Here is a 25,179-nt window from a genome sequence, read left to right as displayed (position 1 = left end):
CCGCGGGCAGCAGCCTTGCGGGTGCAGTGTTGCGCACGAAGCAGTCCCGGGGGGGGGCCGACCCGGAGGGAGCGACCCGGGAGGAGCGACGATCCGGGTCGATAGCAACCCGGCGGGGCAGCAGCCGCCCGCCTCGATTTGCCCTGCATGATCGGCGGCGGCAGCAGCTGGCAGCGGTTCCCCCGCGCGTGCCGCGGACTGCGGGCGCTCTGAGCTCCCGTGGGCTCGCCGAGCCTACGCCTGCCCCCGGGGCTGGGGACCCGGAGGTAATCGGCATCGCCTACCTCGACGAGGACCGGCTCACGGTCGAAGGCGTCATCTTCACGCTGGGGCCGCTTCACGCTGGGGCCGCCGGGCAAGGGCGGCATCAGCTGGGACGACCAGGGCAAGATGATCTCGGGCGAGGACGGCGTCGCCGTGGAGACGCTCCGTTTCCTCGATGGGCCGGGCTCGCCAAAGGATTCTTGCCCAGCGGGTCAGGAATCCCCGCGCTCGCGGTCTCCAGGGCCTTGCCTCTTGGATTTCAGCAGCGCAGGCACGCCTTCCGGCCAGTAGAGGAGCTCCTCCGCTGGCATGTCCGGCTCCGGTGTGTTGTCCCACCCGCCTGGCGGCGCCCTTTTCCCTTCCGCGTGGAGGATGGCGCGCGCGACCTCCGTGATCTCCGCGGGCAGTCCGGGAGGCGACCACGCTTCGACGAGCACACGGAGCCGCATCGCCAGAGGCTCGCGCTCTTCGTAGGGCACCGCGCTGAACTCTGGCGGCACATGCCGGTCACCGCGACGGACGTACGCGAGGTACCAGTCCACCATGCGGAGCAGGTGCTCGCGCGAAGGCATGCGGCTCATCCCCAGGAAGAGCCGCGGAACGGCGAGGGCGTGCACCCACAGCATGGCCGCCACGGAATCCTCGAAGTCGGAGAGCACAGAGCTCCCATCGGGCCTGCGCCTCGCCGCCTGCTCGAACGCCATGCGGAGGAGCATGTCGGTGTCAATGGCGTCATCATCGCGTGCCATGAGCTCTTATTCCTCGAGGGGCACTGGATTCTCGAGCAGCATGCATTTCTCGAACTTGCCAAAGATCTGAACATGCCAGATCATCTTGATTCCTATGATTTGTTTGTCGCGAACACAGGTATAGCTGCACCAACCCTTGTTGATGTATTTTGACAAGTCGATAAAATCGGGGCACACAGAGCATCTTCCCTTGTCGCATCCCGTGACCAGGCATGTTGCATACGTTTTGCCATCGTTGAAGTCACAGTATTGTTTGCGCCTGCAACCAAAGTCCCATTTGTCGACACACTCCTCTTTGATGCTGATCTTGGCCAGCTCAATCACAGCCGGATCGAGATCTTCGATCCACTGTCGCGCTTGCTCCCAAACAATAGGCGCGTAAGCATCGATGGTTTGCTGTATCAACGCCGGGTCCAGAGTGGCTGGATCCTGGCCCTGAGACTCGATCGTCGAGGCGAGCGCGTAGCTGGTATACTCCGTCTTGAGCTCCGTGAGGGCGAGCTCGTAGGGATCGGCGATCGCCAGCGCCTCCTCCAGCGCGGCGATCGCCTCGTCATCCCCCACGGCCGGGACTTCGGAGTCTCCGTCGTTGTCATCCTGGTCGCCGGCGACCTCCTCACCGCCACCAGGATCGGCCTGTGTATCGTCGATCCCATCACCGCTCCCTGGTCCGAAGCGGATCGTGCATGCGGGGACCACCAGCACGCCGAGAGCGCCAACGAATGACAGCGCTGCGATGTGCGACAAGAGCTTCTTCGACATGGCCTCCTCCAGTTCAGAACGGAATGCAAGCGTCACCCGAAGCATCACGGCCAGACGTCGTCTCCTCGCCGATGTCGCTGGTCACCTCGGCGTCCCCGGACCCCTCCTGGCCCGCACGCGTGAAGCAGCCGGACGGCACCGGCATCGGCGGCGCGGCAGCAAGCGCGATCGTTCCAGCATCGCCCCAGGATCTACTGATCCATACGCCCCTCCCGAACGCGACGTACAGGTGGGAGCCTTCGGCGTCTAGACCCGCCCGCAGGCTGCAGCGCGAAGGCGGCATCTGCTGGGCAGGTCGTCGAGGGCAGGCCTGGCGACCGCCAGCAGTCGCCGACCCCGACGCCGAACCCCAGCAACTACGGACGGCGGGGACGTGGCCGACGTGGGCTGCACGGACGGCGACTACGGGATCTACGGCGCGGGAGGCACTGTCGGCGCACCCGGCCAGGGCATCGGGCGCATCAGCGAGGCCGGCTGGGAAGCGGACTGGGCCGGCGACGGCGGCTGGGGCACGCCGGGCCAGGGCGGCGGCGGAGGCGGCGGCCGCAGGGGCGAGCTCGGCGTGTGCGGCGCGGCGGCCAAGGGGGGCGCCGGGGGAGGACCGGGCGGGGCCGGCGGCTGCGGTGGACGAGGCGGCAAGGGGGGCGAGAACGGCTACCCGAGCATCGGCATCGTTGCGCTGCACGCCAAGGTGACCGTGCGCGACAGCGAGATCGAGACGGTCGACGGCGGCCAGGGCGGCGACGGCGGCGAGCCCCAGCGAGGCGGACGAGGTGGCAGGGGCGCACCGGGCGGCGTGCTGGAGGACCGCTCGGCCGTACGCGTTCTGCGGACCACATCCGTATCCGTTCGGTAGAGCCCATCCTGACGCCGAGCAGGCCAGGGACATAGGCTTGAGCAGCGCCGGCAAGATGGAGGTCCCCGGGCGCCATCCTGAGCGCGTTCTTTGAGGGGCGAAAAACGAAGCCCCCTCAGAAAACTTGGTCGAAGTCCTCCGAGGGGGCTCGCCTCCGAGTTGCCAGAAACGGAGGAGCCCATGTTCGATCAATTCACGCTCAAGGGCGAGTTCTTCGCGACGTTGGAGGCCCTGGACCGGGCGATCGCTCGACGGGTGGCGGCGAGCCGGTGCCCGGCGTGCGGGGGCCCGCTGCACGTGGGCAACTTCGCCCGCAAGCCGCGGGGCGCGCTCATCGCGCCCGAGGGCGAGGCGTTCCTCGTACGCTTCAGCCTCTGCTGCGGCCGCGAGGGGTGCCGGAGGCGCGCTACGCCCCCGTCGCTTCGATTCCTCGGCCGGCGTGTGTACCTCGGCGTCGTTGTGATCGTGGCGAGCCTTGTCGCGCAGGCGCTCGGCACCGCCGGCGCGCAGCCGACCGGCGTCCCGCGAAGGACGACGCGTCGATGGCTCGCCTGGTGGCGCGGCCCCTTCCTCGCGAAGGAGGTACTGCTCGCGATCCGCGTCCGGCTCGTTGGCGTCGATGTCGGCGGGATCCCAAGGTCAATCATCGAGCGGCTCACCGGCACGGCCGACGAGCAGATGGGCACGATGCTCCACCTGCTCGCGCCGCTCACGACGGGCTCGGTCCTCGATGGATCACGTTTTTTGAGGGACATCGCATGACCACGGCGCCACGCAGAAGATGTCATTCGGCGTGGATTCCGCGGTGAGATAGGGTTTCCCCGCCCGGTAGGTCCGTTCGCCGACCGCGCAGGAGACCTCATGAGCCACGAGCACCGGACGCGCGCGCGCCCGCCAAGGGCCCGTCTGCGCCTTTCGATCCGGAGGAGGAATCGATGAGCCACGACGACCAGGCGCCCATGCGCCTGCGCTGGGCGCGGATGCGCTTCTCCATCATCAGCCACCTGCTCGCCTCTCCGCCGGAGCCCGGCGAGCTCGCGAGTCGGATCGCCGAGCTCGCCGCGAAGTCCTGGCGACACCCGACCAAGGGCTCGGTGATCCGGCTCTCGCCCAAGACCATCGAGCGCATGTACTACGCGGCGCGCAGCGCGGATGACCCGATCAGCGTGCTCGCGCGCAAGGTCCCGAAGCACGCCGGCTCGCAGCCGAGAATCACGACAGCGGTCGCGTCCGCGATCGAGAGTCAGTATCGCGATCACCCGCGCTGGACCTGGCAGCTCCACCACGACAACCTCGTCGCGCTCGCAAAGACAACCCCCGCGCTCGACCCGGTGCCCAGCTACACCACAGTGCGCCGTTTCATGAAGGCCCACGGCATGTATCGCATCCAGAGGAGGCGCCAAGGCAGGGCGGTCGAATCGGAGATCGTGCCGCGCGAGACGCGCTCGTACGAGCTGGCCTATGTCAACGCGCTCTGGCACTACGACTTCCACGAGGGCAAGCGAAAGGTCATCACGGCCAGCGGGGAGCTGAAGACACCCTATCTCTTCGGCCTGCTCGACGACTGCTCGCGGGTGTGCTGCCACGCGCAGTGGTACCTCGACTGCGAGAACACCGAGAACCTCGTGCACGGCTTCAGCCAGGGGATCCAGAAGCGGGGGCTGCCGCGCGGCGCCTACAGCGATCGTGGAGGTGCCATGAAGGCCGCCGAGATGCGAGAGGGGCTCGAGCGGCTCGGCATCGCGCAATATCTCACGCTGCCGAACAGCCCTCATCAGAACGGCAAGCAAGAGCACTTCTGGACGCTCGTCGAAGGGCGGCTCATGCCGATGCTCGAGGGCGAACCGAACCTCACGCTCGACTTGCTCAACACCGCGACCCAGGCGTGGGTCGAACAGGAGTATCACCGCACCGTCCACAGCGAGCTCAAAAAGACTCCGCTCGATCGCTACCTCGAAGGCCCAGACGTGAGCCGCCCGAGTCCAGACTCCGAGGCGCTGCGCCGGGCCTTCCGCATGGAGATCTCGCGCCACCAGCGCCGGAGCGACGGGACGGTCACGATCGAGGGCGTGCGCTTCGAGGTCCCCTCGGCCTACCGCGTGCTCGAACGTCCCCGGATTCGTGTCGCGCGCTGGGATCTCTCCAGCGCAGAGCTCGTCGACCCGCGCTCGGGCGCGCACCTCGCCACGCTCTTTCCGCTCGACAAGGAGAGGAACGCGGACCGCGCGCGTCGCGCGCTCACCGAGATCACCGCGCCGCTGGCTCCGTCGAGGAAGCCGCCCGGAATCGCGCCGCTCCTGCGACAGCTGATGGCCGAGTACGCGGCCACGGGCCTGCCGCCCGCCTACCTGCCCAAGAACACGGAGGAGGATTGACCATGATGAGTCGACTCCTGTCTCTCTACGGTTTGAAGTACATTCCCTTCCGCGCCGATGTACCCGCGGAGGCCCTCTACGTCTCGCCGCCCGTCGACGCCTTCCTTCGTCGCGTCGAGCTCGGTTTGGCCCACGGCGGCTTCGCCATGCTCACCGGCGATCCCGGAACGGGCAAGAGCATCGCGCTGCGCCTGCTCGCTGCGCGGCTCGGCGCCCTGACCGACGTGGTGGTCGGCACCATCGAGCATCCCCAGAGCAGGGCCGGCGACTTCTACCGCGAGCTCGGTGATCTCTTCGGGGTCCCGCTCTCGTCCAGCAACCGCTGGGCAGGCTTCAAGGCGCTTCGCGCGCGCTGGGCCGAGCACTTTGCCACGACGCTTCGGCGACCCGTGCTGATCCTCGATGAGGCGCAGGAGGCGAGCACGCCCGTGCTCAACGAGCTGCGCATCCTCTCCAGCAAGGACTTCGATTCGAGGCAACTGCTCTGCGTGGTCTTCGCCGGCGACTCCCGTCTCCCCGAGCGTCTCCGCACCGCCGAGCTCTTGCCGCTCGGCTCGCGCATCCGCCGCCGGCTCGTCCTCGACTACGCCTCTCGCGACGAGCTGCTCGCTTGCCTCGACCACGTGCTCGCCGCCGCCGGCAACCCCTCCTTGATGACCGCGGAGCTCAAGGCCACGCTCGCCGACCACTCCGCCGGAAACTACCGCGTGCTCATGAACCTCGCCGACGAGCTGCTCGCCGCCGCCGCCGAGCGCGAGCTGCCGCGGCTCGACGAGAAGCTCTTTCTCGAGATCTTCGGCGCGGCCCCGAAGCCCAAGTCCGCGAACCGCAAACGGTGAACCTGGAGGCGCCCATGCCACGCACCGCCAACGTCACGCTGCCGATCCCCGAGCCCCTCGCGTTGCTCGACGCGACGCTGCTTTTCCTCATCCAGGTCCTGCTCGCGCAGCACCCCGATCTGCTCGCGCCCCCCGAGGAGCCCGCGCCCCGCACTCCGGGCCTGCGCGCGGCCCGCCGCATCTTCGAGGCCGTCCGCGAGCTCCACGCCGCGCTCGACGGCTACCGCGCCTTCCTCCCTGCGGATCACTCGCGGGCGCTCGGCGACGAGCGGCCCGGCGACGACATTCCGTTTTGAGGTAACCCCGCCCGCGCTCGGCTCATCACGCCGCGCGTCCCTCGATCTTCGCGCTCAAAGGCCCTCAAACTTCGTGCTCGTGTCCGTCCTGGCGTCGCGGCCCGGCCACGACCAAGGCCTCGCCGGCCATGACGCCGCGCGTCCCTCAATCTTCGTGCTCGGCACCCCCTCAAACTTCGCGAGCACGCTCAGGCTTGCCGTGCGGTGAAAGTTGAGTGCGCCGGTTGCGGTGAGCAGGCCGTACTTCTTCGCCGTCCGGCGAAGAGAATTCCCCCGGAGGAGCCACTCCTCGATGAGACGCTTCGCCGGATGAGAGCAAATGACACAAGCCATCTAGCGTCAGAAAATAGGACGTCGGATGTTCACTTGACAAGCATTGCAGCCTATCCAATTGTCGATTCAAGTACAAATCGTATGGGGAGCGACCCGGCAAGGTCGTCCTTGACGTGGTCAGGGGCCGGGCTCCACGTGCTCCTCGGGGGAAGCACATGAGACGGCTGCTGTGCGTGCTGGGTCTTCTCGGAGCCACAGGTCTGGCGACGACGATGGGATGTGGAGCATCGCCAGTGGTGGACGAACCTGAAGCGGCCAGCGGCGAGGTCGAACGGCCAGACTCCCTGGACGAGTGCAACCGGGCATGTCGGAACGGACAGCAGGCGATGGAGCAATTTTGCTCCCAGCTACCACCGGATCCTCGCTTGAGGGCCGGTTGCTGGGCGGCAGCGAAGGGTGGATTGGTCGCGTGCCTCGGCTGGTGTTACTGGCACTACGGTACGTGAAGAGGGCGTCCGCTTGACACCCTGCGGGAAGGGGCCGCAAGGTGCGTCCTATGCAGGACGACACCCCGCTCGAACCCATTGCAGAACGCCGCCTCTCGGTCGTAGGCGAGCCCGGCCGGATGGTGACCGTGACCATCGGCAAGCCGGTGCAGAAGGCGTCCGGTGACTGGGCCTGTCCGGTAGATATTCAGGGAATTCCAGATCCCGTCCGAGACTCGGCCTACGGTGTGGACGCGGTCCAGGCGTTACAGCTCGCGTTCGAGACGGCTCGTCAGTCCCTCAAGACGGCTGGGCTTCCCGTCACCTGGTGCGACGGAGAGCCCGGAGAGACGGGTTTCCCGATGGCCGTGCCGTACATCTTTGGCCGCGCTTTCGAGGACAGGATGGAGCGTGTGATCGAGGATGAGATCGAGAAGGCCGTGGAGGCGAAGAAGAAGGGGGCGCCCGGCTGACCCCCCTCCCGGGGCACCCTGCTCCGAGAGGGGGCTGGATCGCGGGTGTCGATCACCGCTTGTGGTCTGAGGACGGGGCTACACCTGGCGCGGGTGTTAATGGCCACCCCGATCCGCAGATTTCTGCCCCTCACATCGTGACGCCTGGGGGCGGGCGCGGGCGGCCGGGAAGTTCGCCCCTGCGAGGCGCGGCGGTAGAGATCACGCCCAAGCGGCGCGCCGGAAAGAAGAAGGCCCTGGGTAGCGACCAGGGCCTTCCGGGGATCGGCGACAGACCGATGTTCGGCCTGTCTCGCACGACCCAGCCGCCAAGGGCAACTTCCCGGCGCGCTGGCCCGGGGACTCGTGCAAGACAGCTTCCGGCTCGCCCGCTGTGGGTGCTGCGCCGAGATGTTCTTCGTCTGCGGCCGATGTGATCGAGGGCAGGTCTACTGCGGCAGCGGCTGCCGCGCCGCGGCTCGCCAGCGGGCTCTGCGCGCGGCTCGGCTGCGTCACCAGCGCTCCGCTGAGGGGCGGCTCGATCACCGGGATCACCAGCGTGCCTACCGCGTCCGACGGGGCCGGCGCGTGATGGATACGGGTTCCGACAACTTGCCCGCATCCGCCAGCGTGTGCCCGCGGACCGGCGCGCCGACGTCGACAGACGACGTGGCCGCCGCCGGCCCGCGGGAGTCAAGGAATGGACGAACTCGTGATGACGATCTCCGCGACAGCGCGGGAGACGCGGGTGCTGCTGACGCAGGGGCCCGACGAGGTGATGAAGGCCCGGCTGCGGTCGGTGGCCACACCGGCGCATCGGTTCGCCGGGCCGATGCTGTGCGAATCGATGGCGCTCTGGCACGACCAGAGGGTCCGTGCTGTCGTTTCTGCGGAGTCCGAGGACATCTTGTTCGCGCTGGGTTTGTGCGACGGCCTCGGCGTCGCGCGCGCGACGCTGCACTACATCGTCGAGCCTCTCTTCATGGACGCCCCGCCCCGCCGCGGGCAACGCCTGCCGGGACTCGGTAACTTCCGTGGCGAGCATCGCCTTCGCAGGAGCCTCGGTCGATGACGATCGACCAGGCCAAGGAGGCGGAGGTTCGCCGCCTACACTTCGCCGAGCACTGGAAGGTCGGCACCATCGCGACGCAGCTCGGTCTGCACCACGACACCGTCGAGCGCGTGCTCGGCCTCGGCAAGGGGGCGCGCTCGCGGCCCGTCGTTCGCGACGCGGATGCCGCGGTGAGCGAGGTGCCTTTGCCGCTGCGCGGCTACGAGGCCTTCGTGATCGAGACGCTGACACAGTATCCCCGGCTCCGCGCCACGCGCCTGTACGACATGCTGGTCGAGCGCGGCTACGAGGGCAGTATGCGCACGGTGCGACGGCATGTCCGGCTCGTGCGCCCGGCGCCCAAGAGCGAGGCGTTCCTCCGCGTCGAGCCGCTCATCGCCGAGCAGGCCCAGATCGACTGGGCCTACGTCGGCAAGCTGCGCGTCGCGGGCGGCACGCGCCAGCTCTGGGCCTTCGTCATGGTCCTGTCGTACTCGCGCGCGATCTGGGGCGAGCTCGTGCTCGACCTGTCCGCGAGCTCGCTCCGCCGCTCGCTCGTGCGCGCGTGCCGCTACTTCGGCGGCGCTACGAGACAATGGCTGTTCGACAACCCCAAGACCGTCGTCCTCGAGCGCCACGGCGACGCCGTGCGCTTCCACCCGGACCTGCTCGCGGTCGCCGGTCAGCTCCGCGTCGCGCCGCGGCTCTGCGCCGTGCGGAAACCGCAGCACAAGGGCAAGGTCGAGCGGGCGATTCGCTTCCTGCGCGACCGCTTCTTCGCCGCGCGCACGATGCGTGATCTCGATCGCGGCAACGCCGAGCTGCTCGTCTTCCTCGACGAGATTGCCAACGTGCGCTCGCACCCCCGATGGCCTGAGCGGCGCATCGACCAGGTGCTCGCGGAGGAGAGGACGAGGCTGCTCGCGTTGCCCGACCCGCTGCCGGAGACGGATCTCGTCCAGCCCGTGCCCGTCGACAAGACCGCCTTCGTCCACTTCGACGGAAACCGCTACTCGGCGCCGTCGCTCCACCACGGCAAGACGCTGACGCTCGTGGCCAGTGACACGACCGTGCAGCTGTTGGACGGCGGCACCGAGGTTGCGCGGCACGTGCGCTGCTGGGGACGACGCCAGGTCATCGAGGCGCCCGAGCACCGTGCCGAGCTGCTCGACCACAAGCGCGCCGCGCGCGAGGCCAAGGGGCGCGAGCGGCTCGGTGCCGCGATCCCCGGCTTCGAGATCCTGCAAGAGCGCTGGGTGGAGGCCGGTCGCAACGTCGGCTTCATGACCGCCAAGGCCCTGCGCCTTCTGGACCTGTACGGCGTCGAGATCCTCGGCGCTGCGGCGCGCGAGGCCATCGCCCGCGGCACCCACGATCCCGGTGCCCTCGCCGTGCTCTGCGAGGAGCGTCGCCGCGCCGCCGAGGGCCCTGTCCCCATCGACATCGATCTCGGAGCCCACGTCCCCGATCGCGACGTGATTCCCCACGACCTGGAGTCCTACGATGCCCAACGATGACGTCGCAGATCTGATTCACTCCCTCGGCGTACGCGTGTCGCGCGAGGCGCTGCTCGCGCTCATCGCGCATGCGACCACGGCGCGCTTGTCGCCGGTGCAGACGTTCGAGGAGCTCGCCGCCATCGCCCGCCGCGAGCGCGCCGAGCGCAACCTCGCCGCGCGCGCCAAGGCGGCGACCCTCGGCACCTTCAAGCCCCTCGAGCGCTTCGACTGGAACCACCCGCGCACGATCCAGCGTGAGCTCGTCGAGGAGCTGATGACCCTCGACTTCGTCGCCAAGGGGCACAACGTCCTGCTCCGAGGTCCGAGCGGCGTCGGCAAGACCATGCTCGCCCAAAACCTCGGCATGGTCGCCCTCCAGCGCGGCTACACCGTGCGCTTTACGACGCTGTCGGCCGCGCTCGCGGATCTGCTCAAGCAGGAGTCGCTGCCGGCCCTCGAGCGCCGGCTGCGAAAGTACACTGCCCCGTCGCTGCTGATCCTGGACGAAATCGGCTACCTGCCGTGCAGCCGTCAGTCCGCCGATCTGCTCTACAACCTCATCAGCCGCAGGCACGAGAGCCGATCGCTCGTACTGACGACGAACCTGCCATTCAAGCAGTGGAGCACGGTCTTTCCGGGCGCGGCGTGCGTCTCGGCGCTGATCGACCGCTTCGTCCAGCACTGCCACATCCTCGACATCGATGCTGACTCGTGGCGGCAGAAGGAGTCGTTGGCCATGAGCGAGGCGCGCTCCAAGCCGACGGCGGAGGCCGCCGCGCCGCCTGCCCCGGCGGCAGCGAAGAGGCGCTGACCCGGGCGACGCCGGGTGCGATTTCCGCGGCGCCCGGGGGTCAGATTTCCGCGGGCGCCACGGTCACTTTTCTGCGGACGTGAGGGTCACGATTCCGCGGATCCTCGTGGCCAGATTCCTGCGGATCTCCGAGGCCATCTACACGCGGGAACCTGCCGCTGTTCGGCAGCCGTCGGAAGATCTCCGCGAAGCCGAGGAAGAAAGCAACAACGGCGTCATTTGTGGTCAGGCCGCCCCGTCTGCGTAACGATGGTGTATGAATGCCGTCGAACGTTGGACTTGAGCGGCGGGACCAAAGGGGCGAAGCCCCTTTGGGCACGTCCGCTCGAAGGACTGGTTAGACCGTTGCCCCGATGAGCAGGGACCCAGCCGCGTTGACCACGCGGCACGGAGCCCGAGATGCAGCGGCGCGCCCTGCCCTTGATGTGTTTTGCCTTCGACCACGCGACCTCCCCAGGTGCTGCTTTCGATTCTTGGGCGCTACTTTACGGCACGGCCTGTTCGACCTGAACCGCTCGCCCGCTGACCGCCAACGGACGGGCAGCCCGCACCGATGCAGGCGTGCAAGCCACTACGGAGCCGCCAAGCCGGCTCGTTGGAGCCCAACCAACGAGAACTTGGGCGGAGCGTCTGGCGTTCGCACGTGCCCGACGGGCACCGCCCGCCCGCTGACCGTCGAAGGACGGGCAGCCCACGCCGATGCCGGCATGCGGAGCCTGGCCGAAGCGAGGCCTTTTGCACGTGCCGTTCTAGCGAGCGCCAGTAAGCGGGCGAAGCTGTTGGACGAGCACACGAGCGACGTCATGCTGTTGCCACGAAGGCTCTAACGTTTGACATGAGAGGCGGCGCAAGGGCGCAGCCCTTGTGACGTCCTCTCGATGGAAGGGTTAGGCATCGCTTGCGCCGAGCATGGGCTTAAAGCCCCCTGCAATGAGACGCCTTCCATCGAAGGCGGGAGCCTGATCACCAAACTGCATTCGCGGGTCATTCGTTACTCTTTCCATGCCTGCGTCTCGTGTAGCTTTGTCGGGCCACTCGACGTAGGAAACAACGACAGTCTCGTCTGGTCTAGCACCTGCGGCCTTAACGAAGTTTCCGTATTCCACCTTAGCTTGCTTGGCTTCCGCTCCGTGATACGTCTCTGCGTCTGGTCCCGATTCATCGAGCCAACATTCCATGACGCTGAGCGCTCCGTGCTCCTTGACCACCTTTGCAGAAAGCCTGGCCAGTTCTTCATACGCGGCCTTGTTCGCGCGAGGGACCGGAGCGAGGAAACAGTCGACGTAGCTCATGCTGTTCTCCTTTGCGATGCCTAACGGCTTGGGGCTGTGCCGCGGGTGGGTGCGCGCAGCGCACCCACGCGTCGGTCACCAGCCCCTCGTTGGGCCGCATCCCGGCGACAGCGACGCCAGCGGTGACGACTTCGACGACTCGAGACGGAGGCCACGCCGTCACTGGCAGTTTGGACACAGATCCTCCCCACGATGGCACGTTCCGGAGCATCCGAGATTCTTGCAGATTATGGGACCATCACCCTGTCGAGTAGCGTGCTCCGGAACTGGCCCGGACAGAGCCGTTGGCGGGGACAGCCATCGTCGCCTTCGCCAGATATCCTGGAGTTCCCGCGTCGCGTTCCGGAGGCGAGCATCGTCCTCCTTCCGGGCTGCCGCCAGCTGGGCGGCCTCGGCCGCTGGATCGCGAATCTCAGGCCCACGCGGATTCGGCGGAGGCGACGCTGCCACTGGAGACACGTCGGCGTCGCACAGCGCCTCATGAGCCTGCGCCAGGTAGTCGAGGATCGTCGGGGAGAGATCCGCGGCCCGTCGCGCTCCATCAATTGCCTCGAGAGACAGGCGAAACCAGGTCTCCTGGTTGTGGTGGGGCGCGTCTCTGAAGGCCCGTCGCGCGTTCTCGATCAAATGGTTGATGGCAAGGAGCACCTCGCGCTCGCCATCAAGGGCGCCCGCGGTGGTAGCCCTACCGATGTACCACTGTGCTTTTTCGAATGACATGACTCGACTCTCCCCCACCGAAGTAGCTCACGCAGTCAGCCGACCCGCCAAGGGGCAACTCTCGTTCCACTCATAGCCGCTGTACGGCTGCCTTCAGGTGCCCTGGCCGATCCTCCACCGGCCCAACGGCTTGGGCTTCAGCCGCGGTGCCGCGCGCGAAGCGTGCCGCACTGTCGGTCTACAAGCCCTTGTTGGCCCGTGGGCGCACTCGTCACCAACGAACTGTCACCAGGGCATCTGGTTTCGCATTGACGTCGACATAATACAATCAATCGTGAGATTTGCACGATACAGGCGAGGCATCGTTTCCATCCATCAAATTATTCTAGCAAGATCCCGCTCGATTGATCTCTCAGCATCAGGCGAATCCGCTGCGGGTTTCCCAGGTCCACGAACAACCGAAACCGACTTGGTTCTCGGGACGTGGTCGCCCTAAAGTGGCGAGCGATTTCATCTACATGTTTTGAACAATAGCCATGGAAGCACACGACCTCCGTGCGGAAAGCATCTGCCTGCTCAACTGCGCGGATGCTGTCGCGCGAGGTCGCTTGGCCGCCGCCGGGGGCACGGTAGTTGGTGCCGTCCTTCATCTGGAGAAACATCGTGAGCCCAGCCTTTCTTGCCTCTTTTCGCTCCTCAGGTGTCGGTTGTGGCCCGAAGTGAAGGGTTGCACGAATTCGATATGGATTCAGCAGTTCGGGCCAATTGGCATGTACGATCTCCACCAATTGCTGTTCGGCAAACGCGTCGTGATCCAGCAGATCGATGAAGTAAAGTTCATCGGGTCGGACCATAACGAACAGGAGCTCCTTCATACCCCCTGAGAGCCCTTTCGGGCCACCTCCGGGCGGTCCGAGGTGAAGATGTTGGATGCTCCAGTCGTTCAACAGTAGGTCGTCGAAATCTGCATTCCAGAATTTGCGTGTCAGACGGTGGTTCAGGTTCAACCCACCCAGTGACTCCGCCTCGATCGTCTGGAGCGCGGTTACCTGATCAGTGGTCAAGTCTCGAGCGTTCAATTCGCGGGATCTCTTCACGATCCGAGAACGCATCGGTATGGTTCGTCCCAAGACCTTGAAGAGAATGATACACGCCTCGTTTGCGTCGAGACCTGCAGGCACAGCGAACCCCATGCCCGCGAGCGCGGCCACGAGCTGTTGCCGCAAATCCTCTGCAAATTCGTCGAGCGTCGAGAGCAGCGTCACCTTGGGTCCTTTGAGCCCTCGCGTCCGAGGCGAGGGATAGCGGCAGGGAACTGCGTCGGGTCCGTGGTGTCAAGAGGTCCGTCGCCGCGCGCCGCGGGTTGCGACCGTGACGTTCTTGGGCGTCGGCCCAACGATCGGCCGCTGTGCCGCGGGCCAGGTTGCCGAGCGGAGCGAGGCTGCCCAGACCGTCGGAACCAGCGGCTTGTTGGGCCGCCCCAGGTCAGAACGTCCGGCTGGCGTCACGTTCGCCCTCAGGCGAGCAGATCGCGTCTCTTCCGGAGAGCGCTCGGCGCTTCAACCGAGCCCCCATTCGCGCAGAGGGATTGGATCGCCAATCGGCCTCTGCGTGTTCGGTGCGTTCGGATGGCGGGCTGCTGATCCTTCGGCCCACATCACACGCAGGAACATGGCGTGCGCTTCCCCGTGCGCTGCGATGCCCCACGTGTTCACCTGGTCAACGAGCGCCTTGGCTGCTGCGAAATCTCCACCTCCGCCCTCTTTCCAGGAGATGATCTCCATGGTAGCGTGAGTCATTGCATCTGCCGCAACCTCGATTCGTGGACCGAAGACGAAATCGAGACCATTGGCGCGACCGAAGGCATGCATGATACCAGGATAGCCGCCGTTGCACGAGTAGAAGACGAAAGTCCAGGGGCCACTGGTCTGTTCGCGCAGAAGAAACGCAAGGTCGTGCCAGCGCACCGCATCATTCCGGACCGAGAACCCGGAGAGAGACGGATGCCCGTGCCCTCCGACAATGAGCACGTCGGGTACGTCGTTCGCCTGCCAGAGTCGGTCGATGCGCGCCCGCAACTGGTTGCCGTCAACGGCGTCGTCACGCACCAGGCGACGAGAATCGGACTGCCATGCATCTAGCGCGTCGCTCAACGGCGTACCCGCAGGATCTCCGACGTTGAAGCAGTTGATGTAGTGGACTCTCACGTCACAACCTCCGAACAGCTATCGTAGACGACGCAAATGAGGTCATCCGTGCCACTCGCACGGAATGCGTGCACACTCGGCCCAGTCGTGTTCCAACGTGATGCTGGCACCTTCATATGCTTGCGCTGGGTTTGCACGCCGGCTCCCGGCTTTCGCTTCGCTTAGCTTGGTATTTTCGCTCTTGAGGATCCACACGATCCTCGCCCGCCTTAGAACGGCCGCGATGTCGGACAGCACCGGATCCTCGCCCAGCGAGTAGATCAGGCGGGTCATCTCGTCGACGGTCGTGTAGTGCTCCCAATGGAAGATCTCCCGGTTTGGGTCTTTCATACCTCGCTTCTGCGGTTGGCAGAACCAGCAATACCGCCTCAGATCCTTGGCCAGTCCGTGTTCCCTTGCCTGCCTTTTCGCGGCCTTGGAGACGTTGACCGGGGCGACCTCGTCCACCTTCCTGATGGCGAGCGAGATCAACTCGTCGTAGCTCCGTGAGGCGTGCCCCTTCAGCCGGTCGCGTGCCTTGATCAGGTGCGCGATCGTTTCGGCAAAAACAAGCAAAACTTCGTCAGTCATGTTTCGGCTCCTCGTGGCGTGAGGTTTGGAAGCGCGCGGAGGCCAGGCGGGCCCAATGACTGCGGCTCTGCTGCGGCGCGCCGGGCCGCGCGGCGCGCGGCCCAGGTGCGCCGTCAGCAGCAGCCGATTGTTCGGCGGCTCTGCACGGAAGAGAGTGCCATGGCTCGGCGACGAGCGGTACATCAACGCATCAAGCCCGCAGATTCTAGAACTCGTCGCCTAAACTCCTCAGAGCGGACTTTGTCCTGCATCAGGGCCGCCAGTTCGTTCCCCTTTCTTGGTGCGCCGTCGCCGCTGAGGCAGTGCGTGGTGGACGAATAGGGATGAAACGGTGGAATCGAATTCACCAAGCGTCCGTCTCGCAGTCGCGTTTCCATGCCCGATCGAAAGACGCGCTCGGGGAATGGAACAGTCGCATGCGGATTGTGGATGATTGCCAGGCCGTCTGCCCAGAGTTCTCCGTCTGTAGTTGGGCGAACCACGTAGGCAAAGTACCTGGGCTCAAACGCACTCGGGTCCGGATCATATGCGGCCCCAACGTGTACGAGCGACACGGTGTCCTGATCGCAGTACCCGAGCTGCATCGCCATACGATGAAACTTGGCGACAGTCGCAGTCACTGAGTAGATGAGAGCGCTCACATGAAATGATTCCGGATTTTTAAACCAGCCATACCCGACGACCTTGCCGTCGACCTCTCGCTGCGTGACGGGCTCGAGTCGACGAATCGGCTCCCCCGACAATTTATCGCGGGTCTCGACGGGCTCGAATCCCCACACATATTGTTGGAGCTCAGAGTCAGAGTAATGCAGTGCGGTGGGACCATGGAACGGAGCCAGGGCGATCCCGACCGGCTTGCCCGCGACCCACGGTAGATCTTGATAGTTTTTTGCGACCTTCTTACGAACGGCACGCATGAGACGCAGCATGTTGATATCGCCGCCGCCTCTCACGTCAGCCGGCATCTCCGCATCGGGGGAGGGGCCGTCTTCGCCAGGGGGCGGGTTGGTAGTCACCGCCTCGATAAAGAACGCCTCGTCACCTTTATTGCCCGCGAAGTCTGGACGATTGTGAGTCGAGTCGATGGTGATGCCGGCCTCCCTGAAACAGGCGTACAGATACAGTTCCCAAAGACGCGCCTCAAACTCAGTAGTCTGAAAGCGTTTAACAAACTCTCCATCTTTGTCGCAAAATGCCGAGAGCAGTTCATCGATCAGACGGCGAGTCCCCTCGTGGGCGACGTGGTCATTGAGAAGCAAAAATCGCGAGTTGCATGACTCTCTCGGTACCGTCAGATCGAACGCACTCGTCACTTTGGTGTCCCTCCGTCAAGGGAAAACCTGCGAATTCTCACATGTGCGGCAGCTTGCTCTCCGTGGTGATGGCCCGAGCCGCCGAACTATGTATGGCCGTTGAGGGGCTTCGGACAGCGACGGTGCGCCGCGAAGCAAGATGCGCGCCTGTAATTGATTGCCTCGGGCGACTGATGTGCGGCCGAAACATCCGCCGGCCGCCGCAACTCCCGCCCGCCTTGCGCCGATAAGGGTCAATGCGGGTCCGACGAACCGGCCCCAACCACTCGGAATCATCCCCATAACGCTCATCGAGGCCGTACGCGCCACCATCCGACGCCTGCATTACTCTCCGCGCACCGAAGAATCGTGTGTCCACTGGAGCCGGCAATTCATCCGCTTCCATCACGGCAAGCACCCACGGCAGATGGGCGCGGAAGAGGTCACGGCCTTCCTCAACGATTTTGCGGTCGCACGCCGCACCGCGGCATCCACGCAGAACCAAGCGCTGTGCGCGCTCCTCTTCCTGTACAGACGGGTCCTCGACCTGCAGATACCCCGGCTCGAAGCGCTCGAACGTGCCCGCCGGCCGGAGCACCTCCCATCGGTCCTCTGGCGACAGGACGCTCTCACCTTGCTCGAGCACCTGATCCCACCTTTTCGACTCATCGGCGAGCTCCTCTACGGAAGCGGCCTTCGCTTCCTCGAAGCGCTTTCGATACGCGTCAAAGACGTCGACCTCGATCGACGGCAGATCATGGTGCGCCGCGGGAGAGGACAGCACGACCGGCCGGCCTTGCTCCCCGCTCGGGCGCGCGACGAGTTGCAGGCCCAGCTCGACGCCGTGGCGCAACGGCACAAGAAGGAGCTCGCGGCTGGCCGCGGCGAGGTCGACCTGCCCCACGCGCTGCGAGCGAAGATGCCAGGAGCAGCCACGAGCCTCGCCTGGCAGTACCTCTTCCCCGCCTCTCGCCCTTGCACCGATCCTGCGACGGGTCGACAGGTCCTCTACCACCTGCACGAATCGGCGGTGCAAAGGGCCGTGCAGGATGCCGGACGGGCGGTGGGGCTCACCAGGCGCGCGACATGCCACGTCCTCCGCCACAGCTTCGCAACCCACCTGCTCGAGGCGGGCACCGACATCCGGACGATTCAGACATTGCTCGGCCACAAGGATGTGCGGACCACGATGATCTACACCCACATCGTCGACCGCGGTCCTCTCGGCGTGATCAGTCGTCTCGACCGCTGACCGCCGCTTCCGCGTGGAGCGCCCTGAACTCCGACCCCACCCCCACGTGCCGCCCCCACGCATCGTGGAAAGGTAGCGTAGCCGACGGCTGCCCCATCTTGTCAAGGAGGCCAGCGCAGGACCGTGCGGTCTCTACACCGGATGAATGCGCGAGCGGGTCCTCGATGCCCTACCCCTCCGAAGCGACGGAGTGCCCCTGCAACCTCCCGGCCGATCTGCGACGGGGCTGTTCAGGTTGCCGCAGTTCGCCGAGTTCTCCACCACGCGGGACGGCGTCCGAAGCCGCAACAACGCACGCGCCGGCGATGCGCCAGGTGGAGAAGGGCGCGGATGGCCGCGGGCTGTCGAGGTGCGGACACTGGGGGTTGACTGTTAGGTGCCGGCGGGACGCTTGCGCGGCCGACCTCGCTTGATCTCCGGCATCGCGGCGCTGCGGAGAAGAACCCCAGGCGACACATCGAGCGCGTTCGCGAGCCTGACGAGCGTGCCGAGGCTCATGCTCTGCCGCCCAACCTCGATCGCCTGCATCGTCCGCAGCTCGATCCCGGCGGCTTCCGCAAGCTGCTCCTGCGTGATGCCGCGCTGCTGACGTAGACGCCGCAGGTTCGCCGCAATGTAGAGCAGAAGGGCATCAAGCGTGAGCGTTCGCACGCCCTTCGCGTACCCCCGCGCCGGGTTCAGAATAATGATCCAGCAGATCGGATTTCCTTGACCTGCCGGCTATCAGTTCGTAACGTGGCGAGACCACAAAAGTGCCGCCCGCGGGTGCTGGTAACACCCCGGGCGGCGTGGCCGAACCCCGCTTCCACGAGGTCCGACATGGAAACCGTACGTCTACGCCCTGACCAGGGCCAAGAGATCGATCCGCCCTCCCGTCGCCGCCCCCGCCCTGCTGCTCTCAACCGGCTCGCTCGCCCGCCCAAACCCCTCCGTCAGCAGCCACCGCACCCCGCCGTCTACCTCGACCCCACCGCGATCCTCGAACAGCGCCCGCTCATCCGCAGCACCCTCCGCGCCCGCGGCGTCCTCCCCGCCGATCTCGACGACCTCACCCAGGACACCCTCCTCGGCGCCTGGCGCAGCCTGCGCGCCGGCCGCTTCCGCCCGTCCCCCGCTCTCCCTCCCGCCGACGCCCTCCGCCGCTGGCTCGCCGGCATCGCCTCGCGGCAGGCCTCTCACTACCGCGACAAGGCCCACCGCCGCCACGAACTCCCCGCGGTCGACCCTGACCGCCTCTCCGCCTTCGCCGCCCCCTCTCCCGAGGCCCGCCTCGTCGCCCGCGGCCTCCTCCGCGCCTTTCACCGTCTCCGCCCCGAGCTGCGCGAGATCCTGTCGCTCGCCGCCACCGGCCTTTCCTCGCTCGAGATCGCCGCATCCCTCTCGCTCCCGCGCCCCACGGTCGCCACCCGCCTCCGCCTCGCGCGCCGCCTCTTCGCCCGCGCCCTCACCCGCTCTCGGAGGTGGCCCCGATGAGCCCGATGAGCCGCGCCCCCGTCGATGCCCCCGCCGAGACGGCGGCCGAGCTGCCGACCGCGACCGAGGCCGCCCTCCTCGAGATGGTGCTCGGCCTGCCCGGCGTCGGGCCGCGCATCCTCGGCACGGCCGCTCTCCCCTCGCTCGGCCGCCTCTCGCCCGCGGCGCTCGCCGAGCGCACCCAGATCGCCCTCTTCGACGCGACCCGGCTCGCCGCCGCCTTCGAGCTCGGCCGCCGCTACCACGCCGCCCGCGCGCGCCGGGGCGCGCTCCTCACCGACGCCGCCCGCGTGGCGCGGTACTTCGGCCCGAGGCTGGCGTCCCTGGTCCACGAGGAGCTCTGGATCGCCGCCCTCGACAGCCACGGCCGCGTCCGCGAGACGCGCCTGCTCGCCCGCGGCTCCGACGACGCCCTCCACGTCGGCCGCTCCACCGTCCTGCGCACGGCGCTGGACATGGCCGCCCACAGCTTCGTCCTGGCCCACAACCACCCCAGCGGCGACCCGACGCCGACCCGCGAGGACGAAGACATGACCCTGGAGCTGCGCCACCTCTCCGCGGAGCTGCACGTCCCGCTCACGGCCCACGTCATCGTCACGCCCAGCGGCCGCTACGCCGCCGTCCACGAGTAGGCCCTCGCGGCGCGCTGCGCCCCGCCGCCGGCGTGCTGCGCCCCTGTGCCTCCAGCCCGCCACCTCCCGCGCACCGCCCCCGCCGGGAGCTCCGCGAGCCCGGGCAGCGGCAGAGGCGCTGGAGCACGTGGAGCAACCGACCGTGGCGTGACTAGCCCGAGCTCGGTCAGGTCGCTCCGTGCCTGCGCCACGCCAGTCGACGTCGGCCATCGCCGTCGTCGCGGTATCTCCTCGCCGATGGGGAAGCGCGCCTGGGCAGCCTCCGAGCCGCGCGGTACAATCCCCCCGTGAACCTTCCTGAGCTGGAAGCCGAAGCCCTGAAGCTGCCCGTCGCGGAGCGCGCACGTCTCGCAGAGACGCTTCTGGCAAGCCTGGATGAGCTCTCCGAGGAGGAGCACAGGCGCCTCTGGACCGAGGAAGCGACGCGTCGGGACGCGGAGCTCGACGCAGATCCGTCCCGGGGGCGACCTGCCGAGGAGGTCTTTCGTGACGCCCGCGCGCGGCTCCGGTGACGCTCCCGGTCATCTTTCACGACCGGGCTGAGGTCGAGCACGACCGGGCTGAGGTCGAGCTGAACGATCGTGCGCCCGAGGCGCGACCTCGACCTGGATGGCGCGCGAGAAAGGCGCTCGCGAGGTCGGGCGGTGGGACCCACCTGACCGCTGCGACGTCCAAGGCGGGAGGACTGCGACGGGCGTACGCGCTCAGGGAGACGACAGCCGGCCGGCCTCGGGAGCCATGCTCGCTCGCTATCGTCGGGGATCACCACCGTGGTACAGTGGGTCAGGAGCCCGACGCCGATGCATGATCGCCAAGCCGAACGAACAGCGGCTGAACCCTCCGACGCCGAGAAGAGCTGGGATCAGCGGATACTCGAAAGGGTCCCCTCTGGCGTTGATGCATCGCTCATCGCCGAGAACCTGCGCTTGACTCCCACCGAGAGAGTCGAGCGGATGCGCAAGGCACTGGAGTTCATCGAGGAGGCGAAGGCAGCCCATGGTCACCGACTTTCGGCGCGTCGTTGAAGCGCTCGTCGGTGAGCGTGTCGATTTCGTGATCATCGGCGGGCTCGCGCTGGTAATTCAAGGCTCGAGCCGCACGACGAACGACATCGATATGTGCTACTCGCGCGATCGCGAGAACTTGCGGCGCCTCGCACGCGCCCTGGCTCCGTTCCATCCTACGCTTCGCGGGTTTCCTCCCGAGTTGCCCTTCTTCTGGGATGACCAGACGTTATGGAGCGGGCTCAACTTCACGCTGAGCACGGATATTGGCGCCATAGACTTGCTGGGCGATGTGCCTGGAGTGGGTAGCTTCGACGACGTTGTGAAAGGGTCGGAGGAAATCCAGCTCTACGGCTCCACGGTTCGAATCCTGGGGCTGGACGCCCTGGAACGCGCCAAGCGCGCGGCCGGTCGTGCCAAAGATCTGCTCGATCTCGGTGAGATCGCTGCGATCCGTGCGCGCCGATCCCCCTGATACTGACCGACGTCGACCTGCGAGAACGAAGCGACGCCGGCTACCGCAAGCCGGCTACCGCAAGCCGGCTACCGCAACCTGGGTCGGGTCACCCCCGGCGTCACGCCGCGCATCCTCGGCACGGCCGCTCTCCTCTCCCTCGGCCGCCTCTCGCCCGCGGCGCTGGCCGAGCGCACCCAGATTGCGCTGTTCGACGCGACCCGGCTCGCCGCCGCCTTCGAGCTCGGCCGCCGCTACCACGCCGCCCGCGCGCGCCGGGGCGCGCTCCTTCTGAGGATGCTGTGTCCTCGAGGCCGCCGCTGCGGCCGACGATTCCGCCTGCGCTCGGATCAGGTCGGGCTCTGTGACGCGATGAGCGATCGCAGCCAGTCGTCCGAGGCCTTGCGGTACTCGGGGATGCGGCTCCGCTCGGCCGCGGCGAGCGCCTCCTTCAGCCGAGGCGCGTCGAGGTCGTGGATGTAGCCGGGGGTACCCGGCTGCTGCCGCCACGAGTCCTCGAGGCCGCCCGCGTCGACCGCATCGAAGCCGAGCTCGTCGACGAGGCGCATGACCTTCGCCCGCGCTTCCGGCGGATCCCCCGCGATCGGGAGCGCGACGCGCCCCGGCGTGCCCTTCGGCTTGCCCTTCGCGAGCAGGCTCTCGAAGTAGATGTTGTTGAACGCCTTGACCACTGGCCGCCCGATCTGCTCGGCGACCCACGCGCTCTCGACCTGCCCCGCCTCGATGGCCGGGATGCTGCCGTCGCGGACCGGGTAGTAGTTGTTGGTGTCGATCACGACCACATCGGCGGGCACGCCGGCGAAGAGATCGTTCGGCAGGTCCACGACCGCGCGCTGGGGGATCGTAACGACCACGATCTCGCCGCCGCGCGCGGCCTCCGCGGCCGTGACGGGGGTGGCCCCGGTCTCGGCGGCAAGCTCGCGGAGCGTGTCCGGCCCGCGCGAGTTCGCGATCACGACCTGGTGACCGAGCTTCCCCAACAGCTTCGCCAGCGACCCGCCGATCGAGCCGGCGCCGATGATTCCGATCTGCATTCGTCACTCCTTCGAGCCGAGCCGCCCGCGATCGAGCGCGGACGCCGGCGGTCCAGGTGCATCGCCTGACGCAGACGGGCGATAGCTCGCTGAATGGTCGGTCCGCCTTGAACTCCGACCCACTCCCACGTGCCGCCCCAACGCATCGTGCAAAGGCAGCGTATCCGACGGCTGCCCCACCTTGTCAAGCAGACCAACGCAGGACCGTGCGGTATCTACACCGGACGAAGGCGCGAGCGGGCCCTCGATGCCCCATCCCTCCGAAGCGAAGAAGTGCCCCTGCAACGGCGCGGCCGATCAGCGGCGGGGCTGTTCAGGTTGCCGCAGCTTGCCGAGCTCTCCACCACGCGGGACGACGTCCGAAGCTCCGGCAAAACACGCGCCGACGATGAGCCACGTGGAGAAGCGCGCGGATGGCCGCGGGCTGTCGAGGTACGGACACCGGGGACTGGCTTTCAGGTGCCGGCGGGACGCATGCGCGGCCGGCCGCGCTTGATCTCCACTTCGCCCGCGCCCTCACCCGCTCTCGGAGGTGGCCCCGATGAGCCCGGTTGGCCGCGTCCCCGTCGGCGCCCCCGTCGAGACGGCGGCCGAGCTCCCGACGACAACGCAGACGAGCACGTGGCGCGTGCGCCGCGCGTCGGGCCATTGATGGTCGCGCGCCGCGCGTCGAGCGCACGGGCATGCCGATGAGAGGCGCACGCGTGGCGCGCCGCTGGACGCGAACGATGACGCAGGCGAGTATGTAGTTGGTACGTGTGCCGGTCGAGGGGCCATCGAGCGTCGTGTCTGAGGCAAGGCATGATCGCCGAGGGAGGGCAGAAGACTGCCCCGCGAACCTCGACGACCGTCTCGGCGTCGGTGTTCTATTGACGGTGGGCCGCCGGATGGAGAAGCTCGCACCATGAGCTGCGCGCTGATCGTCGGTGACCTCCAGGTCGGGATTCTCGACAACTACCCGTTCACGAAGGCCGTGGTGCCGCCGGTGACCGAGCTGCTGCCGCGAGCCCGCGCAGCCGGGGTGCTGGTCGTGTTCGTGCGTACCGCGTTTCGGGCCAACGGCGCGGACTTGGCGGGTGAGGTCTTCGCGGCCTTCCACCGGGCCGGCAACCTGTTCCACGAGGGTTCGCCGGGTACGGAGGTCGCGCTGGAGGTCACCGCGGACGACGTCGTCGTGCTCAAGCGGCGCACGAGCGCGTTCGCAGGAACGGATCTCGATCTGGTGCTCCGCGCCCGCGGCGTGGACTCGCTCGCGCTCACTGGTGTCGCGACGAGCGCCATGGTCGCGGCCACGCTGTACGATGCGTCGGACCGGGGCTACGAGCTGACGGTGCTCCGCGACGGGTGCGCCGACCCGGACCCGGCGGTGCACGAGCTCCTCGTCAACACCGTCTTTCCCAGCAGGGGAGCGGAAATCGTTACTTGCGCGCAGTGGCCAGCTCGTGGTGCGCGTACGGCTCCCCGTTGAACGGCTCGACCTCGCGGTAGCCCGCGGCGCGGTACAGGCCGATTGCCTCGCTCAGCACGCGGCAGATTTATCGAGTCGACTTCATTGTCGTCGGTGGCGTCGCCGCCGTGATCCAGGGAGCCCCGTCAACACGTTTGATCTGGACGTCGTACACGCTCGCACGCCGGACAATATCCAACGGGTGCTCAGCGGCTGTTCGGCGGGCGGGCGTTGTGCCGAGTGGGTCCGGTGTTTGCCGTCAAACGGTGGGCACAGTGCCCCCGTCGATCAGGTACTCGCTCCCATGGACGGACGCCGCCCTGTCGGAGGCAAGGAATGCGACGAGCTCCGCGACCTCTTCGGGCCATGCGGGACGCCCGATGGGGATACCACCGAGCGCGTTCATGATGCCCTGCCGGGCCGTGTCTTCATCCGTACCGGCGCCGTCGGCAAGGCGCTTCACCAGGGCGTCGGCTGCCGTCGTGCGGATCCATCCCGGGGCGATCGAGTTCACGCGGACGCCCTTCGGTCCCAGCTCCTTGGAGAGCGCCTTGCTGTACGTGGACAACGCGGCTTTCGCCGACGCGTACGCGATCGTCGCGTCGTGGAGAGGGAGCCGGCGCTGGATGGACGAAACGTGGAGGACGACCCCCGCGCCTCGCGCGATCATGTGCGGGAGGAGCGCGCGATCGAGACGCACGGCGGCCATGAGGTTGAGCGACAGCTCGTCGTGCCAGATGTCCTCGGTGAGCGACGCGAAGCCGCCGCCCGGCGCAGAGGAGCCGCCGACGCTGTGGACCAGGATGTCGATCCCGCCAAGCTCGCCCAGGACCGCGCGGACGACGGCGTCCACCCCTGCTACCGTGGCGAGGTCGGCCTGTACGAAGACGTTCGGCGACTGGCCTGCCGGGAGCGCAGAGCGCGCCGTGGTCGCCGTCACGGCGCCCGCCGCGCCGAGGCGGCGGACGATGGCCTCGCCCGCCCCCTTGGTGCCGCCTGTGACGAGCACGCGCTTGCCGGCGAACTCCTCGGGATCGATCGAGAATCTTCGGGAGCAGGCGAGCATGGCATCGACGCTCCGCGCGTTCTGCGCGGCGACGTCCCCTGCGAGCGGTTCAGGTACTTGCAT

General features: G+C 67.2%; 26 protein-coding genes and 1 pseudogene. 17 read left to right on the top strand and 10 right to left on the bottom strand.

Annotation, left to right across the window (positions count from 1 at the left end):
- Positions 1-476: 476 nt before the first annotated feature.
- Both WMF39_RS40975 and WMF39_RS40970 read right to left on the bottom strand, forming a co-directional pair.
- The gene (locus WMF39_RS40975; protein WP_437741873.1) at positions 477-1,013 is read right to left on the bottom strand and encodes a hypothetical protein; all 537 of its coding nucleotides are present in this window, start codon (positions 1,011-1,013) and stop codon (positions 477-479) included.
- A gap of 6 nt (positions 1,014-1,019) precedes the next feature.
- Positions 1,020-1,775 carry a transposase gene (locus WMF39_RS40970; RefSeq protein ID WP_437741872.1) on the bottom strand — a complete coding sequence of 252 codons (756 nt, stop codon included), beginning with the start codon at positions 1,773-1,775 and terminating at the stop codon, positions 1,020-1,022.
- 373 nt (positions 1,776-2,148) lie between these two features.
- Between WMF39_RS40970 and WMF39_RS40965 the strand changes: the two genes are divergently transcribed.
- From WMF39_RS40965 to istB, 9 genes are all read left to right on the top strand, one after another.
- Positions 2,149-2,631 (top strand): hypothetical protein, encoded by a 483-nt coding sequence (locus tag WMF39_RS40965; protein WP_437741871.1) that lies wholly within the window; start codon positions 2,149-2,151, stop codon positions 2,629-2,631.
- Positions 2,632-2,811: 180 nt separating this feature from the next.
- Positions 2,812-3,393, top strand: a complete 582-nt coding sequence (locus WMF39_RS40960; RefSeq protein ID WP_437741870.1) for a hypothetical protein — start codon at positions 2,812-2,814, stop codon at positions 3,391-3,393.
- Between the two features lie 173 nt (positions 3,394-3,566).
- The gene (locus WMF39_RS40955; protein WP_437741869.1) at positions 3,567-5,006 is read left to right on the top strand and encodes an IS481 family transposase; all 1,440 of its coding nucleotides are present in this window, start codon (positions 3,567-3,569) and stop codon (positions 5,004-5,006) included.
- A 2-nt stretch (positions 5,007-5,008) separates the two neighbouring features.
- Positions 5,009-5,845, top strand: coding sequence for an ExeA family protein (locus WMF39_RS40950; RefSeq protein WP_437741868.1), 837 nt, complete (start codon positions 5,009-5,011; stop codon positions 5,843-5,845).
- A 14-nt stretch (positions 5,846-5,859) separates the two neighbouring features.
- Positions 5,860-6,141 (top strand): hypothetical protein, encoded by a 282-nt coding sequence (locus tag WMF39_RS40945; RefSeq protein ID WP_437277946.1) that lies wholly within the window; start codon positions 5,860-5,862, stop codon positions 6,139-6,141.
- 829 nt (positions 6,142-6,970) lie between these two features.
- The gene (locus tag WMF39_RS40940) at positions 6,971-7,372 is read left to right on the top strand and encodes a DUF6968 family protein (RefSeq protein ID WP_437741867.1); all 402 of its coding nucleotides are present in this window, start codon (positions 6,971-6,973) and stop codon (positions 7,370-7,372) included.
- A 679-nt stretch (positions 7,373-8,051) separates the two neighbouring features.
- Positions 8,052-8,423 (top strand): hypothetical protein, encoded by a 372-nt coding sequence (locus WMF39_RS40935; protein WP_437741866.1) that lies wholly within the window; start codon positions 8,052-8,054, stop codon positions 8,421-8,423.
- Positions 8,420-9,919, top strand: a complete 1,500-nt coding sequence (istA, locus tag WMF39_RS40930) for an IS21 family transposase (protein WP_437741865.1) — start codon at positions 8,420-8,422, stop codon at positions 9,917-9,919. The genes WMF39_RS40935 and istA overlap by 4 nt, the downstream gene beginning before the upstream one ends.
- Positions 9,906-10,712: an IS21-like element helper ATPase IstB gene (gene istB / locus WMF39_RS40925; protein WP_437741864.1), complete on the top strand. Its 807-nt coding sequence runs from the start codon at positions 9,906-9,908 to the stop codon at positions 10,710-10,712. The genes istA and istB overlap by 14 nt, the downstream gene beginning before the upstream one ends.
- An 887-nt stretch (positions 10,713-11,599) precedes the next feature.
- Here istB and WMF39_RS40920 read toward each other — a convergent pair.
- The 5 genes from WMF39_RS40920 to WMF39_RS40900 all read right to left on the bottom strand — a co-directional run bounded on the left by WMF39_RS40920 (position 11,600) and on the right by WMF39_RS40900 (position 16,754).
- Positions 11,600-12,004: a DUF1428 domain-containing protein gene (locus WMF39_RS40920; protein WP_437741863.1), complete on the bottom strand. Its 405-nt coding sequence runs from the start codon at positions 12,002-12,004 to the stop codon at positions 11,600-11,602.
- A gap of 1,040 nt (positions 12,005-13,044) precedes the next feature.
- Positions 13,045-13,929, bottom strand: coding sequence for a hypothetical protein (locus tag WMF39_RS40915; protein WP_437741862.1), 885 nt, complete (start codon positions 13,927-13,929; stop codon positions 13,045-13,047).
- Positions 13,930-14,223: 294 nt separating this feature from the next.
- Complete coding sequence (locus WMF39_RS40910) at positions 14,224-14,871, bottom strand: hypothetical protein (RefSeq protein WP_437741861.1); 648 nt, start codon at positions 14,869-14,871, stop codon at positions 14,224-14,226.
- A 42-nt stretch (positions 14,872-14,913) separates the two neighbouring features.
- Positions 14,914-15,441 (bottom strand): hypothetical protein, encoded by a 528-nt coding sequence (locus tag WMF39_RS40905; protein ID WP_437741860.1) that lies wholly within the window; start codon positions 15,439-15,441, stop codon positions 14,914-14,916.
- A 182-nt stretch (positions 15,442-15,623) separates the two neighbouring features.
- Complete coding sequence (locus tag WMF39_RS40900) at positions 15,624-16,754, bottom strand: hypothetical protein (RefSeq protein ID WP_437741859.1); 1,131 nt, start codon at positions 16,752-16,754, stop codon at positions 15,624-15,626.
- Between the two features lie 280 nt (positions 16,755-17,034).
- On the opposite strand from WMF39_RS40900, the gene WMF39_RS40895 reads away from it, so the two are divergent.
- Entirely contained in the window at positions 17,035-17,985 is a 951-nt protein-coding gene (locus tag WMF39_RS40895) for an integron integrase (protein WP_437748102.1), read from the top strand.
- A gap of 372 nt (positions 17,986-18,357) precedes the next feature.
- On the opposite strand, the gene WMF39_RS40890 is transcribed toward WMF39_RS40895, so the two are convergent.
- Entirely contained in the window at positions 18,358-18,636 is a 279-nt protein-coding gene (locus tag WMF39_RS40890; protein ID WP_437741858.1) for a helix-turn-helix domain-containing protein, read from the bottom strand.
- Between the two features lie 168 nt (positions 18,637-18,804).
- On the opposite strand from WMF39_RS40890, the gene WMF39_RS40885 reads away from it, so the two are divergent.
- The 6 genes and pseudogenes from WMF39_RS40885 to WMF39_RS40860 form a co-directional block, all read left to right on the top strand.
- Positions 18,805-19,458 (top strand): RNA polymerase sigma factor, encoded by a 654-nt coding sequence (locus tag WMF39_RS40885; protein ID WP_437741857.1) that lies wholly within the window; start codon positions 18,805-18,807, stop codon positions 19,456-19,458.
- Positions 19,459-19,463: 5 nt separating this feature from the next.
- Positions 19,464-20,090, top strand: a complete 627-nt coding sequence (locus WMF39_RS40880; RefSeq protein ID WP_437748101.1) for a JAB domain-containing protein — start codon at positions 19,464-19,466, stop codon at positions 20,088-20,090.
- A gap of 287 nt (positions 20,091-20,377) precedes the next feature.
- Positions 20,378-20,602, top strand: coding sequence for an addiction module protein (locus WMF39_RS40875; RefSeq protein ID WP_437741856.1), 225 nt, complete (start codon positions 20,378-20,380; stop codon positions 20,600-20,602).
- A 288-nt stretch (positions 20,603-20,890) separates the two neighbouring features.
- Entirely contained in the window at positions 20,891-21,115 is a 225-nt protein-coding gene (locus tag WMF39_RS40870) for a hypothetical protein (protein ID WP_437741855.1), read from the top strand.
- The gene (locus WMF39_RS40865) at positions 21,087-21,569 is read left to right on the top strand and encodes a DUF6036 family nucleotidyltransferase (RefSeq protein ID WP_437741854.1); all 483 of its coding nucleotides are present in this window, start codon (positions 21,087-21,089) and stop codon (positions 21,567-21,569) included. The genes WMF39_RS40870 and WMF39_RS40865 overlap by 29 nt, the downstream gene beginning before the upstream one ends.
- A 78-nt stretch (positions 21,570-21,647) precedes the next feature.
- Positions 21,648-21,839 (top strand): annotated as a pseudogene (locus WMF39_RS40860) (JAB domain-containing protein); the annotation flags it as partial.
- Between the two features lie 59 nt (positions 21,840-21,898).
- Here the strand turns inward: WMF39_RS40860 and WMF39_RS40855 are convergent.
- Positions 21,899-22,603: an NADPH-dependent F420 reductase gene (locus WMF39_RS40855; RefSeq protein WP_437741853.1), complete on the bottom strand. Its 705-nt coding sequence runs from the start codon at positions 22,601-22,603 to the stop codon at positions 21,899-21,901.
- A 904-nt stretch (positions 22,604-23,507) separates the two neighbouring features.
- Between WMF39_RS40855 and WMF39_RS40850 the strand changes: the two genes are divergently transcribed.
- A complete protein-coding gene (locus WMF39_RS40850) occupies positions 23,508-24,071 on the top strand; it encodes a cysteine hydrolase family protein (RefSeq protein ID WP_437741852.1) in 564 nt (187 codons plus the stop codon).
- A 238-nt stretch (positions 24,072-24,309) separates the two neighbouring features.
- On the opposite strand, the gene WMF39_RS40845 is transcribed toward WMF39_RS40850, so the two are convergent.
- Positions 24,310-25,116 (bottom strand): SDR family oxidoreductase, encoded by an 807-nt coding sequence (locus WMF39_RS40845; protein ID WP_437748100.1) that lies wholly within the window; start codon positions 25,114-25,116, stop codon positions 24,310-24,312.
- Positions 25,117-25,179 lie beyond the last annotated feature (63 nt).

Origin of the sequence: Sorangium sp. So ce1504 (assembly GCF_051521635.1) — a bacterium.
Classification (GTDB): Bacteria; Myxococcota_A; Polyangia; order Polyangiales; family Polyangiaceae; genus Sorangium; species Sorangium cellulosum_B.
The sequence above is the reverse complement of the archived record's forward strand: the minus strand, read 5'-3'. Positions and strand labels throughout refer to the sequence as shown.

Bases quoted from the DNA above. Each gene is read 5' to 3' on its own strand.
- WMF39_RS40880 (WP_437748101.1), top strand. From the start codon at position 19,464: ATGAGCCGCGCCCCCGTCGATGCCCCCGCCGAGACGGCGGCCGAGCTG.
- WMF39_RS40905 (WP_437741860.1), bottom strand. From the start codon at position 15,441: ATGACTGACGAAGTTTTGCTTGTTTTTGCCGAAACGATCGCGCACCTG.
- WMF39_RS40950 (WP_437741868.1), top strand. From the start codon at position 5,009: ATGATGAGTCGACTCCTGTCTCTCTACGGTTTGAAGTACATTCCCTTC.
- istB (WP_437741864.1), top strand. From the start codon at position 9,906: ATGCCCAACGATGACGTCGCAGATCTGATTCACTCCCTCGGCGTACGC.
- WMF39_RS40855 (WP_437741853.1), bottom strand. From the start codon at position 22,603: ATGCAGATCGGAATCATCGGCGCCGGCTCGATCGGCGGGTCGCTGGCG.
- WMF39_RS40945 (WP_437277946.1), top strand. From the start codon at position 5,860: ATGCCACGCACCGCCAACGTCACGCTGCCGATCCCCGAGCCCCTCGCG.
- WMF39_RS40845 (WP_437748100.1), bottom strand. From the start codon at position 25,116: ATGCTCGCCTGCTCCCGAAGATTCTCGATCGATCCCGAGGAGTTCGCC.
- WMF39_RS40975 (WP_437741873.1), bottom strand. From the start codon at position 1,013: ATGGCACGCGATGATGACGCCATTGACACCGACATGCTCCTCCGCATG.
- WMF39_RS40955 (WP_437741869.1), top strand. From the start codon at position 3,567: ATGAGCCACGACGACCAGGCGCCCATGCGCCTGCGCTGGGCGCGGATG.
- WMF39_RS40920 (WP_437741863.1), bottom strand. From the start codon at position 12,004: ATGAGCTACGTCGACTGTTTCCTCGCTCCGGTCCCTCGCGCGAACAAG.
- WMF39_RS40865 (WP_437741854.1), top strand. From the start codon at position 21,087: ATGGTCACCGACTTTCGGCGCGTCGTTGAAGCGCTCGTCGGTGAGCGT.
- WMF39_RS40870 (WP_437741855.1), top strand. From the start codon at position 20,891: ATGCATGATCGCCAAGCCGAACGAACAGCGGCTGAACCCTCCGACGCC.
- WMF39_RS40850 (WP_437741852.1), top strand. From the start codon at position 23,508: ATGAGCTGCGCGCTGATCGTCGGTGACCTCCAGGTCGGGATTCTCGAC.
- WMF39_RS40940 (WP_437741867.1), top strand. From the start codon at position 6,971: ATGCAGGACGACACCCCGCTCGAACCCATTGCAGAACGCCGCCTCTCG.
- WMF39_RS40935 (WP_437741866.1), top strand. From the start codon at position 8,052: ATGGACGAACTCGTGATGACGATCTCCGCGACAGCGCGGGAGACGCGG.
- WMF39_RS40970 (WP_437741872.1), bottom strand. From the start codon at position 1,775: ATGTCGAAGAAGCTCTTGTCGCACATCGCAGCGCTGTCATTCGTTGGC.
- WMF39_RS40960 (WP_437741870.1), top strand. From the start codon at position 2,812: ATGTTCGATCAATTCACGCTCAAGGGCGAGTTCTTCGCGACGTTGGAG.
- istA (WP_437741865.1), top strand. From the start codon at position 8,420: ATGACGATCGACCAGGCCAAGGAGGCGGAGGTTCGCCGCCTACACTTC.
- WMF39_RS40885 (WP_437741857.1), top strand. From the start codon at position 18,805: ATGGAAACCGTACGTCTACGCCCTGACCAGGGCCAAGAGATCGATCCG.